Source organism: Peptacetobacter sp. AB800 (genome assembly GCF_047807365.1).
In the GTDB taxonomy this organism is placed as follows: Bacteria; Bacillota; Clostridia; order Peptostreptococcales; family Peptostreptococcaceae; genus Peptacetobacter.
Map to the genome: position 1 here is coordinate 14,749 of NZ_JBLOUI010000032.1, position 13,869 is coordinate 28,617.

At 32.2% G+C, this 13,869-nt stretch carries 10 protein-coding genes, 1 pseudogene and 1 riboswitch; of the genes and pseudogenes, 10 read left to right on the plus strand and 1 reads right to left on the minus strand.

The features are described from left to right. Positions 1-4: 4 nt before the first annotated feature. The 8 genes and pseudogenes from ACK2WN_RS09190 to ACK2WN_RS09225 all read left to right on the plus strand — a co-directional run bounded on the left by ACK2WN_RS09190 (position 5) and on the right by ACK2WN_RS09225 (position 9,625). Complete coding sequence (locus ACK2WN_RS09190) at positions 5-376, plus strand: glutathione reductase (protein WP_416155402.1); 372 nt, start codon at positions 5-7, stop codon at positions 374-376. Positions 377-391: 15 nt separating this feature from the next. Continuing rightward, a pseudogene (locus tag ACK2WN_RS09195) lies at positions 392-718 on the plus strand (DUF5713 family protein). Positions 719-830: 112 nt separating this feature from the next. After that, a complete protein-coding gene (locus ACK2WN_RS09200; protein WP_416155403.1) occupies positions 831-1,694 on the plus strand; it encodes a CbrC family protein in 864 nt (287 codons plus the stop codon). A 14-nt stretch (positions 1,695-1,708) separates the two neighbouring features. Continuing rightward, positions 1,709-2,434 carry a DUF4241 domain-containing protein gene (locus ACK2WN_RS09205; protein ID WP_416155404.1) on the plus strand — a complete coding sequence of 242 codons (726 nt, stop codon included), beginning with the start codon at positions 1,709-1,711 and terminating at the stop codon, positions 2,432-2,434. A 251-nt stretch (positions 2,435-2,685) separates the two neighbouring features. Beyond that, positions 2,686-2,757: riboswitch (Fluoride riboswitch) on the plus strand. Between the two features lie 49 nt (positions 2,758-2,806). Next, a complete protein-coding gene (locus ACK2WN_RS09210; RefSeq protein ID WP_416155405.1) occupies positions 2,807-3,994 on the plus strand; it encodes a cation:proton antiporter in 1,188 nt (395 codons plus the stop codon). A 252-nt stretch (positions 3,995-4,246) separates the two neighbouring features. Further along, positions 4,247-6,367 (plus strand): polyphosphate kinase 1, encoded by a 2,121-nt coding sequence (gene ppk1, locus ACK2WN_RS09215; RefSeq protein ID WP_416155406.1) that lies wholly within the window; start codon positions 4,247-4,249, stop codon positions 6,365-6,367. Positions 6,368-6,408: 41 nt separating this feature from the next. Next, positions 6,409-7,311 (plus strand): hypothetical protein, encoded by a 903-nt coding sequence (locus ACK2WN_RS09220; RefSeq protein ID WP_006439546.1) that lies wholly within the window; start codon positions 6,409-6,411, stop codon positions 7,309-7,311. 520 nt (positions 7,312-7,831) lie between these two features. Continuing rightward, entirely contained in the window at positions 7,832-9,625 is a 1,794-nt protein-coding gene (locus ACK2WN_RS09225) for an aminopeptidase P family protein (RefSeq protein ID WP_416155407.1), read from the plus strand. Between the two features lie 190 nt (positions 9,626-9,815). On the opposite strand, the gene ACK2WN_RS09230 is transcribed toward ACK2WN_RS09225, so the two are convergent. Beyond that, positions 9,816-11,183 carry a Na+/H+ antiporter NhaC family protein gene (locus ACK2WN_RS09230; protein ID WP_329998902.1) on the minus strand — a complete coding sequence of 456 codons (1,368 nt, stop codon included), beginning with the start codon at positions 11,181-11,183 and terminating at the stop codon, positions 9,816-9,818. 469 nt (positions 11,184-11,652) lie between these two features. Between ACK2WN_RS09230 and ACK2WN_RS09235 the strand changes: the two genes are divergently transcribed. Next, positions 11,653-11,946 (plus strand): DUF2325 domain-containing protein, encoded by a 294-nt coding sequence (locus ACK2WN_RS09235; RefSeq protein ID WP_300531221.1) that lies wholly within the window; start codon positions 11,653-11,655, stop codon positions 11,944-11,946. A gap of 250 nt (positions 11,947-12,196) precedes the next feature. Further along, positions 12,197-13,732 carry an ABC transporter substrate-binding protein gene (locus tag ACK2WN_RS09240; protein ID WP_416155408.1) on the plus strand — a complete coding sequence of 512 codons (1,536 nt, stop codon included), beginning with the start codon at positions 12,197-12,199 and terminating at the stop codon, positions 13,730-13,732. Positions 13,733-13,869: the final 137 nt, after the last annotated feature.

Below are 13,869 nucleotides of genomic sequence, written 5' to 3' on the forward strand. Positions count from 1 at the left end.
AAAATTGCCACTAGAAGATAACATTCAATTTGAGTGTGTAGAAATAGAAAAAGAACGTGGAATTGATATTATTCTAAAAAAAGATGGCTCTGTTGAGAAAATTCCTTATGCAGATGATTTCGCTGATAGGGATACAACATTGAAAAGCGTTCAAAATTATGTATCTCCAAAGTATCAAGTCCGTTGGTATATGGACTCACTTGGAAGTGATACGTTGGCTTTTTGTATTAAGTTATCTTTGGAATGGAAAAATTTAGAAAAGGAATTTGGAATAGAGAAGATTAGATATTATTTTGAGCCGATAGATAATGACTCAGTAATGTTTGAAATGAGTATTGATGAGGTTTTTGATTTGATAGAAGAAAGAGAAAAATAGAGGAGGAAAATTAGAATGAAAAAATTTGATATCAATTATGTATTATTAAATGAAATGTATCAAGATGACTATTAACCTAATTTTTTAGTAGATAAAATAAGAAATGAACTTCAAAAAGTTATTGATTTACTAGAAACTGGCGAAAAAGATATAAATATTATTCAAGAAAAAATGGATGAAATTATTTGTTCAATTAATAATCTGCAAGATGAATTTGATGAAAATGACAGTGAAATTGAAACAGTAGCTCGAGATTGTATAGGTGAAACAGTTGGTTATATATTAAATTACTTTGATATTCCAATTGATGTTGAGGAAGCAATTAGAGAAAGAGATTGGTAAAATATAGGAGAAATTGAAAGGTGTTTCAATACCAGGAATGACTTTAAAAATTTCTTATGAACCAGAAGAGTATTATACATTCAGTATTGAATTGTTGAAGTGAGGTATTATTATGGATAAATATCAAGAAATGTATATAGAGCGGAAAAAACAATTTGAACAATCTGATACAAGTCCAGAGAGTGTAATTAATCTTTACAACCTAAAAGAAAAATTAGAGCAAATTGAAGAGATTAAAGCTAAAGAAGCCTTAGTTAATGTATATGATTTATTGAATTATAAAAAATCTGCGTATGAATTATTGTCAAAAATTGGTAATTTATCAGATATAAAAATCCAAAAGCGTTTATTAAAAATGAAATCTTATGCAGAAAATTGGAAGGATTATTTTGCTATACCTAAGCCAAAAACAGAAGAAGATATGATAAAGGAAAGAAAAAAGCTTGATAAATTAGGTATACCAATATTTAAATATCATCCCAATCCATTGGCAACAGGAGCTTTTGATGAATCTGAAAAAGGTGTAATTTGCGATTGTTGTGGAAAAACTACACACATATATTATGAAGTGCCATTCTATTCTGTTGAAGATATTGATTATCTTTGTCCTGATTGTATTGCAAATGGAGAAGTTGCAAAGAAATTTGATGGAACTTTTCAAGATGATTATTGTGTGGATGATGGTGTAGAGGATATGAGAAAACTTGATGAACTTATTCATCGTACTCCAGGATATTGCGGATGGCAGCAAGAATATTGGCGTGCTCATTGTGGTGATTTTTGTGCATATCTTGGTCGTGTAGGGGCACTAGAGCTTAAAGCTTTAGGAATAATGGACGAGGTTTTAGATGATTCTTTGTGGAATGAGGAGCAAAAGGAATTGATTAGAACTTCGGTAAATGGTGGAAGTTTTCAATGCTATTTATTCCAATGCCTTAACTGTGGAAAATATATGCTTTGGACAGATGTAGATTAAGGAGAGTGTAGATTATGCCTAGTAAAGAATGGTTAAGTAAGTACGAAAGTAAAAAAGAATCACTTAGATGCAAAATAAATTTAGACACATATTTTACAGAAAAAAAGATAGGAAAAATAAATCTTGATGTTTTGAATCTTGGTAAAGTTTCTTTTCCAACAGGAAAAATAATAGCTTGTGACCCATTAATTGAACTTGAGGATGCACCAACTTATATTCAAAATATTCCTCCTGGAAATTATGATGTAGATATTTCTGTCGCATTAAGTGAGAAATTTGGAGATAGATATTCATGTGTAAAGGTTTTGATTAATGATAATAAACCAGCTTATTATGATTTAGGTGTGATTGGAAATGAGGACTTAGACGAGGAACTAGAGGATGATGAGTACTTTGGATTTTGTGTAGATGCGGGAATGGGATGTATTCTCGATGAAAGTACTCAAGTAGCATTTAAAGAATATTGGGAGCAGAGATGCGAGAAAGAGGAAGGAATTGATCCATATAACGACTTATTCTGTGATTTGTTAGAAGAGAGTTATGATAAATATCCAAAATACCAGCGTGAAGGTGGCGATTGGTTGAATTGGAAAGTTCCTGAAACAGAGCTGAATATTCCTATATTTGCTTCTGGTTGGGGCGATGGTGTGTACCCGGTTTATTTTGGATATGATGATAATGACGAGATTTGTGGTGTTTATATATTCTTCATTGATGTTACTGATGATACTTTTGATTAGGAATTAGATAATGAATGGAGTAGTTATTTTAATTTTATTGTGTTTAGTTGTTATGTTTATTAAATTATTTGTAGATAGAAATTGGATAGGTTTAATTCTATTTTTATTTACAGTAATTTTGATTTTTGGAATAAGTTAATATAAGAATGGCTGCGAGTAAAAATTTTACAAGCAGCTTTTTTTATTAATTTATATTATTTAAATATTTCTTGCTTTTTCAAGTAAAATAATATAAATTATAAATATACAAAATACAACTAGGGAATGAATGTCTCCCTTGGGAAACCTAAACCGCTTATCAAGCTGATGACTTCTGCAACCACGCAGAAACCATCAGCTTTTTTGTGTTTAAAAACAAAAAGGAGGAATTTAATGTTAGTATCACTTGCTTTAATTTTTTTAGTGGGAATGAGCTTGGCATCTATATGCGAAAAAATAAAAATTCCCAGAATTATAGGAATGCTTGTAACTGGGATAATCTTAGGGCCTTATGTACTGGATTTTTTAGATAGCTCAATTCTAAACATATCATCGGAGCTTAGAAAAATGGCTCTTATCATCATCTTAATCAAAGCTGGGTTATCACTAGACCTAAAGGATTTAAAAAAGGTTGGTAGACCTGCACTTTTAATGTCGTTTCTTCCAGCTACATTTGAAATAATTGGATATGTAATATTTGCACCGATTTTATTTGGTGTCAGCAGAGTAGAGGCAGCACTAATTGGAGCAGTACTTAGTGCAGTATCTCCAGCAGTTGTAGTTCCTAGAATGGTTGATTTGATGGACAATAATCTCGGTACAAAGAAGGGAATACCTCAGATGATTTTAGCTGGGGCATCTTTTGACGATGTATTTGTAATTGTGCTTTTCAGTACATTCTTAGCTATGAATCAAGGAGAAGGGGTTAATTTAGCTAGTTTTGCAGATATACCAATTTCGATAGTATCTGGAATTTTAATTGGAGCTATTGTTGGATTAATTCTTTATAGATTTTTTGAGTACAGATACAACAAAGAACATCTAATCAGAAACAGCACAAAAGTCATAATTATATTAGCTGTATCGTTCTTACTTGTTGCACTTGAAGATTATTTAAAAGGAAGAGTTGCAGTATCGGGATTACTTGCTGTAACAAGTATGGCTTTAGTACTTGCGATGAAGAGTACAAATATTGTAAAGGTTAGACTTCAGGAGAAATTTGGTAAAATTTGGATAGCTGCAGAGGTTGTTTTATTCGTACTTGTTGGAGCTGCTGTCGATATAAGATACACAATGGGTGCGGGATTTACAGCGGTTGTTATGATATTTATCGCACTTGCAATTCGTTCAATAGGCGTATTTGTTTGTATGATTGGAACAGAATTAAACCCTAAAGAAAGATTATTCTGCGTGTTCTCATATCTTCCAAAAGCAACTGTTCAAGCTGCTATAGGATCAGTACCACTTGCTTCAGGACTAAATTGTGGAAAACTTGTTCTATCAATCGCAGTACTTGCGATAATAATAACTGCACCACTTGGAGCATTTTTAATAGATTTCTCAAAAGAAAAATTATTATAGCAATTAAAATAAATTTGCTATATAAACGTGCAATATTCTGAAAATTATGATAGACTATATTCATAACAAAGTTAAGAAAAGCTTGATTAACTCAAATTCTTGTTAAATTTTTTTAACCCTCTTTTAACAATTGCTTACTATAATGATTTTTTTATAAGTGTTAGTATTATAATTATGTGATAATTTTACTAATGTTTATAGCAATCAGATAGATATGATATCTATAAAATAAAGATGTTGGGAGAGAGAAAAATGACTAAAAAATACTATGATAACAGAGAAATATCATGGCTAAAATTCAACAAAAGAGTGCTTGAAGAGGCGATGGATCCGTCAGTTCCTTTAATGGAAAGGCTGACATTTGTATCTATATTCCAGAGCAATTTAGATGAATTTTTCATGGTAAGAGTTGGATCATTATACGACCAGATGATAGTAGATCCAGATTCTAGGGATAGTAAAACAAATATGACTCCTGAAGAGGAGATTAAAGAAATTGTAAAATATACAAAAAAATTAAATGAGTTAAAAGACGATGCTTACAATAATTTAATGAGAGAAGTTAAGGAGTTTGGAATCGAGCTAGTAGACTTTCATTCAAGGGTAAAGTGCAATGCAGCGGGGGACTGTGTTGAAGATTTAGAAAATGAATACAGCATGGCATTAACTCCTGATGATGAGGAAGCACTAGAAAATTTATTTGATTCAGAAATAAGACCTCTTATCTCTCCTCAAATAATAGGAAAAAGACAGCCTTTCCCATTCTTAAAGGAAAAAGAAATATACGCAATAGTTTCTTTAGAAGGTAAGAATGGAACAGAAAAACTTGGTATAGTACCTTGTTCAGGGGATGTTTTTGAAAGATTAATACAAATTCCATCTGATGAAAGAAAATATATTTTAGCAGAAGAGCTAATTCTTTACTTTGTAACAAAAATATTTAAAAAATATAAGGTTAAGAGCAAATCTCTGATAAGAATAACTAGAAACGCCGATATTGATGAGGAAACAGTATACGACGAAGATTTAGATTACAGAGATACAATGAAAAAGCTAATTAAGAAAAGAAAAAAACTTGCGCCAGTTAGAATGGAAATGTCAAGAGAGCTTAATGGTTCAGCGTTAAAAACTCTTAGAAAATACGTAGGATTAGATGAAAAAAGTATATTCTATTCTAAATCACCGCTTGAATTTTCTTTTGTTAGAAAGATACAGGACAAGCTTAGAAATCATTCAGAGTTATTCTATGAAAAGAGAGTTCCTCAGAAATCGCCTGATATTTCATCAAAACGTTCTATAATAGAACAGATTGAAGAAAAGGACAAACTTTTATACTATCCGTACAACAGCATGAAGCCATTCTTAGATATGCTATATGAAGCATCTGAAGATCCAACTGTTGTTTCTATAAAGATGACACTTTACAGACTATCAAGTGACAGTAAGATAGTTGATGCGCTTTCAAATGCGGTTGAAAATGGAAAAGAAGTTGTCGTATTGGTTGAGTTAAGAGCAAGATTTGATGAGGAAAACAATATAAACTGGTCTAGAAGACTTGAAAAGGCTGGATGTAGAGTAATTTATGGACTACCTGGATTAAAAGTTCATTCTAAATTATGTCTAATAACAAGAAAGACTGATGAAGGAATAAAATACATAACTCAGATAGGTACAGGAAATTACAACGAAAAAACAGCAAAATTATACACAGACTACTGCTTAATGACTGCTGATAAGAGAATCGCACACGAAGCAGGTAGAGTTTTTGATAGATTATCTCTTGGAGAAGTTGTAGAAAAATCAGACCTATTGCTAGTATCTCCACTTTGTTTAAGACAGCCTATTATGGATATGATAGACAATGAAATTGTTAAAGCAGAACATGGAGCACCAGCCTATATAGGTATAAAGATAAATTCTCTAACTGATAAGGGAATTATGAATAAACTTATAGAAGCTTCTAGGGCAGGGGTTAAAGTTCAACTTATTGTAAGAGGTATATGCTGCTTAATACCAGGAGTAGAGGGTGTTACAGAAAATATAGAAGTTATAAGTATAGTTGGACGTTATCTTGAACATACTCGTGTGTATATATTCGGTGAAGGTTGCGATAGTAAGGTTTATATAGGATCTGCTGACTTAATGTCAAGAAATACCATGAGAAGGGTAGAGGTAGCAGCACCTATTTTAGATCCAGATATTAAGAAGAGAATTCTTGAAGACTTTGCAATAATGTACACAGATAATGTTAAAGCGAGAAAACTTCTTAAAGACGGTACATACAAACACGTTAAACAGGAAGGTGCACCTTTAAATTCACAGGAGTATTTCTTTGAAAGAGCTTATAAGGAATTAGAGATGCGAGATAAATAATTAGACTCTACTCAAAACGAAGAAAGATTGGAGTAATGTCGATGAGATATGGAATAATAGATGTAGGATCAAATACGATTAGATTAATAATTTTTGAATTAAAGGGAACAGAGATAAAGATTATACTAAAAGAAAAGGAACTTTCTGTAATACTAAGCTTTATACAGAATGGTAATCTTATGGAAGAAGGTCTTGAAAGACTTTTAAAAGTATTAAATAGATTTGCTAAAATCTGTGAATTACTTGGATGTGCAGAAGTATTCTGTTTTGCAACTGCTTCACTTAGAAAAGTAGATAATAGTGTTTATGTTGTTTCTGAGATGAAAAAGATTGTAGAGAATACAGAAATAATAACTGGAGAACAGGAAGCATATTACGACTATATCGGTCTTAGCCAGGTTGTAAAAGACAGAAGCGGTATGGGACTTGATTTAGGCGGAGGAAGTGTGCAGATATTCAAGTTTAAAGACAGACAGGTTATAGATTCAGTTTCTTTACCTCTTGGTGGTCTTGAGATGAGAAATAAATTTGTTTCTATGGTATATCCTACACTTGATGAGATAAAAGAAATCGAGGATTGTGTAAAAGCTAGTGTTAAAAGTTCTAAGATTTTTAAAGGAAATAACCATAGGGTTATGTATTTAATGGGTGGTACTGCAAGAGCTGCAGCAAAGATTCATAGATATATTTATGTGACTAAGAAGAAGTCAAATAAGTATTATATTCCTATTAAAGAGCTTAATCAGCTTACAGAGAGATTTTCGGATCCGAGAAAGAGCGATGTAGATATTCTTGAGAGAATACTTCCAGATCGTATGAATAATATTATACCAAGTTTGGTTGTTCTTAATACTATTTGCACAATGTCTGGTGTTGATGAAGTAGTTGTAGTAAAAAATGGTGTAAGAGATGGATACATACACGATAAAATATTACCAATGTAAAAATTAATTCGCAAAAGCCTTTAGCGCAGATTTTGTGTATTTCGCACTATTAATCGCTCTCCAGGCTTCAGCGCCCCATCCATTTATGTAACACATTTCAATGTTATGGGGCGCTTGCAGAATTGTCGATGCGATTTAATATGTGCTCACACACAAAATTACTGCTACTAAAGCCAATCTTGTGAATAGCATAAAGCGAAAGTTTAGAGGTTGTTACAAAAATTTGTAACAACCTCTTTTTAAGTTAGTAATTTTATAAAAGATTAATTTAAAAAGGTTTGGTTGCAAATTTTGTGAATAGCCACTTTTTTTATATAGGTAATAATTTTATCGGTGCATGTAGAGAGAGTTGTTTTGAAGTTTGTAAATATAGATTTGTAAGGAATATTTGGAGTGTGTTTTTTTAGATTATAATATTATTTTCATAAGTTTGAATTTTCCAAAATTTTATGTTATTATTAAAGAGTGAATTATTTTTTTTACAAGAGGTTTTATATTTGATTTTAAGGGGGCTTTTTAGATGAAGGTAGTAGAGAGAATAGCAAGACTTCGTGCTCTTATGGAGCAGAATGGGATAGATGCTTATATAGTTCCGACAGCAGATTTCCATCAGAGTGAGAATGCAGGAGAATATTTCAAATGTAGAGAATATATATCAGGATTTGATGGTTCTTATGGGACAGTTATGATAGCAAAGGATGAGGCTGGTCTTTGGACTGATGGTAGATATTGGACTCAGGCTGAGAAACAGTTAGAGGGAAGCGGAATTTCTTTATTCCATATGTTTGAAGACGGTGTTCCAACTATGGAAGAATATCTTGCACAGATAGTTCCAGAAAATGGTAAGGTAGCATTTGATGGACGTGTTGTTTCTATGGAAGAAGGACAGGATTTAGAGAAAGCTCTTGCTCCTAAGAATATATCAATAGAGTATTCATGCGATTTAGTAGGTGATGTTTGGGAAGATAGACCAGAGATATCTAAGGAGCCTGTTTTCGTGCTTGATGAAAAATACACAGGTGAAAGTGTTGCTTCTAAGCTTGAGAGAGTTAGAAATGTTATGAAAGAAAATGGAGCAACTGCGCATATAATAGCATCTTTAGATGATGTTTGTTGGTTAATTAATATGAGAGGAAATGATGTTGTTTATTATCCACTTATATTCTCATACGCTTTAGTGAAACTTGATGGCATGGATTTATTTATAGATGAAAGTAAATTAAACGACGAAGCAAAAGCACTTCTTGCTGAAAATAATATAACAGTTCGTCCATACAATGATATTTATGAAGAGGTTAAGAACCTTAAAGCTGGTGAAAGTGTTATGGTTGACCCAATGAAGTTAAATTATGCACTTTACAACAACATACCAGAAGGTGTTGAAAAGATAGAACATCAGAACCCAACTATACTTATGAAAGCTATGAAAAATGATGTTGAGCTTAAAAATATAAGAAATGCTCATATAAAAGATGGTATAGCTGTTACAAAATTCATGCATTGGATGAAAACTAATGTAGGTAAGATAAAAATAACTGAAATGAGTGCAGCTAGAAAGCTTGAAGAGTTCAGAAAAGAACAGAAAGGATATATAAGAGATAGTTTTGAACCAATTTGTGCGTATAAAGATCATGCAGCTATGATGCACTATGCACCAACTGACGAGTCAGATGTTGAAGTACTTCCAGAACATTTATTCTTAAATGATACTGGTGGAGGATATATTGAAGGATCTACAGATATAACAAGAACATTTGTAATGGGGCCAGTTGCCGATGAATTAAAAACTCATTTCACAGCAGTTGTTAGAGGTATGATGAATTTATCAAGAGCAAAATTCTTATACGGATGCTTTGGATATAATTTAGACGCAATAGCAAGAGGACCAATTTGGGACTTAGATATAGATTTCAAATGTGGTACAGGACATGGTGTAGGATACCTTCTTAACATACATGAGCCACCAACAGGATTTAGATGGCAGATAGTTAAGTCTAAAAACGAACACCATAAAATAGAAGAAGGTATGGTTTTAACTAATGAACCAGGTATATACGTTGAAGGCTCTCATGGTATAAGAATAGAAAATGAAATGATAGTTACTAAGGGAGAAAAGAATGAGTTTGGACAGTTTATGCACTTCGAAACTATAACATTTGCTCCAATAGATTTAGACGGTATAAATCCAGATGAGATGACTAAGTTTGAAAAAGAGTGGTTAAACAACTACCATGCTCAGGTATTCGAAAAAATAGGACCACATCTAACTGAAGAAGAGAGAGAATGGTTAAAAGAATACACTAGAGCTATATAATTGAATAAATTACTATAGATAGAAATAGGCTGTTGCAATTTTGCAATGGCCTTTTTTATGAGCACGCAATCACGATTATTTGCTCTCCAGGCTTCAGCGCCTCGTCCATTTATGTAACACATTTCAATGTTACGAGGCGCTGAGGACTGGAGCAAAATTTAACTAGTCTTTTTCTTTGTGTTATTTTGTATTATTCAGTTATTTCTTCTGCTTTATCTAGTTCCCAGTTCCAAGGTTTTTTCTTTATTAGACCGTCTGCATAAGGGATAAACATAGATATCAGTGTAAATACTGCTAGAAGCTGCTGATACCATAGGAATGGGAATAGTGCAAGTGGGCTAACTGCACCTGCTGTTAAGCTTCCTGCAAGTAATATCTGTGCTCCATAAGGGATAAATCCCTGGAATATACAAGTCCATATATCTAGTAATGAAGCAGATTTTCTTGGATCTACTTTATATTTTCTACTAAGTTCTTTAGCTATTGGCCCAGTTATTATTATCGCAACTGTGTTGTTTGCAACTGCCATATCAGCTGCTGCAGCTATTGCAGATATACCAATCTGAGCTGATTTTTCACTTTTAACAACAGACTGAATTTTTTCTAATATCCACTGAAGTCCACCGTGCTGAGTAACCATGTGGGCAAGACCACCAGTAAACATTGAAAGCAAGAATATTTCGTTCATTCCTGTAAATCCAGCGTATATATTCTGTGCAAATGTAAGTGGAGTTAAATCTCCGTAAGCCATACCAACTATACCTGCTACAACTGTTCCAACACCTAGAGTAAGGAATACGTTGAATCCTGATACAGCAAGTCCTAAAACTAGTATATAAGGTATAACTTTGACTATGTTGTAATCTAGCTTCTGTATAGGAACTATAGTTTCTGGTTTACCAAATATTATTAAAAGTACAAATGTAAGAACTGCTGCTGGTAAAGCTATGTAGAAGTTTACCTTGAATTTGTCTTTTAATTCGCAGTTCTGAGTTCTAGTTGCGGCAATTGTTGTATCTGATATTACAGATAGGTTGTCGCCAAACATTGCACCACCTATGATTGCAGCAACTATAAGAGTCATATTTAATCCAGCTTTTTCTGCTGTTGCAATTGCTATTGGAGCAACTGTACTTATTGTTCCCATAGAAGTTCCTGTTGCTACAGATATAAAAGCCGCGATGACGAACAGGCCAGCAGTTATATACTGAGCTGGGATAAATGATAATCCAAGGTTGACAGTAGAATCAACACCTCCCATTGATTTTGCAACTGTTGCAAATGCACCTGCGAATAAATATATAAAACACATTATAAGGATGTTCTCGTTTCCGCATCCTTTTGCAAACTGAGAGAATTTTTCTTCTATACTTCCTTTAAATATAATGAATGCTACAACAACACCGACAATTATTGCAACTGGTGCTGGTAGCTGGTAAAATGCCATCTCTGTTCCTGATGTTTCTAATATGATACCTACGCCAAGATATAAGAATATAAATACAGCGAAAGGAATAAGGGCTTTACCACTGGGTTTGATTTTTTCGTTTTGATCCATTTTTACCTCCTTTATTTTTTATAAGAAAATATATGTGCATATTTTGAATTTTGTTTCAAAATGATTTTCCTAAAATAAAACTACATATATTATTTTAATTATACACTAGTATTATAAATGTTTTCAATATAAATCTTAAGTTAATAAAGATATGAGAAAAAAATATCTATAAAAGATAAAAAAGTTAAGCGAAAATTTTATAGTGATAAATAAATTTTTGCTAAAAAAAATTAACGATAATTATGTTTGGATAATAGTTGTTTTTGAAATTGCTGAGGAAACACAATGGAAGGAATAGAGTACTATTAGGTACTCTATTTTTTATGCAAAAAACGAAAAAAATTATCGTTTCGCCAAGATTTATTGACTGAATATTCATCGAATGATAACATAAATTATATAATAATGATTATCAAACAGAAAGTTAATGAGAAAAATAAAAATATAAAAATTTTAGGAGGAAAAAGTTATGAGTATTTTAGTTGTAGGCGGACACGAGAGAATGGAGAAAGATTATCTTGAAATGGGGAAAAAATTAGGATTTAAGACAAAGGTCTGTACAAAAAAGGCAAATAAGTTGGCAAGTTCAATAGGTAATCCTGATGCTGTTGTAATATTGACTTCTACGGTTTCACACAAGATATGCAATATAGTTGAGATGAAAGCAAAGAAACAAAGTATACCTATATTTAGAAAAAAGAGCAGCAGCAAGAGTGCGTTTACAGAATGTCTTGAAGAAATCAATAGAGAACTTAAATGCTAATAGAAGAGTGTTTACAAGTAATCAACTCTTTGCTATAAAAATATATAGTAATTTTTATAGTCTTTTTAAAAAATAAAATCTATTTAGTATATAAACTAATAATTTTTAGTGCTTTCATAGGTTTTCCCTATAATTATATAAATAAGTATTGGTAATTACAATAGTAATTGATATTTTTTATCTTGATATAAAAATTTTTTATATGTAAGATTATATATGGGTAAAAAATTTTCTTATGAGGAGGAAAATCATGAAAAGAAAAATTGCAAGCATCCTTTTATGTGGAGCAATGTTCGCTACAATGCTAACAGGATGTGGAAAAAGCGATGAAGGCGCATCAGATAGTGCAGCAAAAGATACTTTCACATATGCTGTATCTGATGACTGTGGAAACACATTAAATTATTTTACAGCTGATGACAGAACATCAATGACATTAGCTAAAACAGTGAATGAACCATTATTCACAATAGCTGCAGATGGTAATTACAATTACTATGTAGCAGAAAGCTTTGAACCATCAGAAGATGGACTTACTTATACTTGTAAACTAAAAGCTGATACAAAATGGTCAGACGGAAAACCTTTAACAGCTGACGACGTTGTTTATACTTTTGAAACATACATGGCTCAGGATGAATCTGGTATGTTAAAAGTAAATGATAAAAATGTAGAAGTTAAAAAAGTAGATGATACAACTGTAGAATTCAAATTACCTTCAGTTGCAGCAAGTATGCCAGAAAATATATCAAATGTAAGTCTTTTACCAAAACATGTATTTGAAGGAAAAGATTCATTAGATATGGACTTAAACAAAGGTGAAGGCGCAGTAGTTGGATGTGGTCCATATATATTCGAAGAATATAAATCAGGTGAATATATAAAATGTAAAGCAAATCCTAACTATGTAAATGGTGAAGCTAAAATACCTAATGTTATATTCCAGATAATAACTAACCCAGAAACAGCTAAAGCAGCACTTCAGAATGGTGAAATAGATGGATGGGTTATGCTCCCAAATGAATTAGACGGAATGGATGATTTCAAAGTTAGTACATACAGTGAAGGTAGAGTAGCTTATGTTAGATTAAACAGAGTAGCTGACAGTATGCAGGATAAGAACTTCAGACAGGGTATATTATATGCTTTAAATAGAGATGAAATATTAAAAGCTTCTTATACTTCTTTAGATTATGCACAGCCAAGTGTATCATTCTTACCTCCAAACAACGGATTCTATTCAGAAGATGTTGAACAGTATACTCAGGATGTAGAAAAAGCTAAAGAATTAGTTAAAAATGGACCTAAAGCATTAAAAATATGCTACATAGGAGATGATTCAGCTCAGACTGCACAGGCTCAGGTTATACAGGCTGAACTTAAAGAAATAGGAATAGAAGTTGAACTTTGTGGTTTAGACCAGGCAGGATATATGGAAACTGCTTACAACAACGAAGATAAAACTTATGATATGTACTTAGGTGGATACATAATGACTATAGATCCAGATGGATTCAATGGTATGTTCGGAACTGGACAGATGATAAACTATGCAAACGAAGAACTTGATCAGTTATTCGCTGATGGTAGAGCAGAAACTGACCCAGCTAAGAGAAAAGAAATATACAATAAAGCTCAGAAGTTAGTAGCTGATGAAGCCTTATTCTATCCATTTGGAACTAACTTAAGAATATTAGTTACAAATCCATCATTAGAAGGAATAGAAGATGCAGGTCTAGCACCAATATTTACTTTTGAAGATATGTCAAAACTTTATTTTAAATAATTGAGTAAAATGGGGAGGCTGAAAAGCAATGTCATTAAGTTAGTAGAAAAACATAAAGACCTCAATATTAGAAATAATATGGGGTCTTTTTATTTTATAAAAATGTTGACAAGAATTAAAAAATGTGTGGTCGCTTT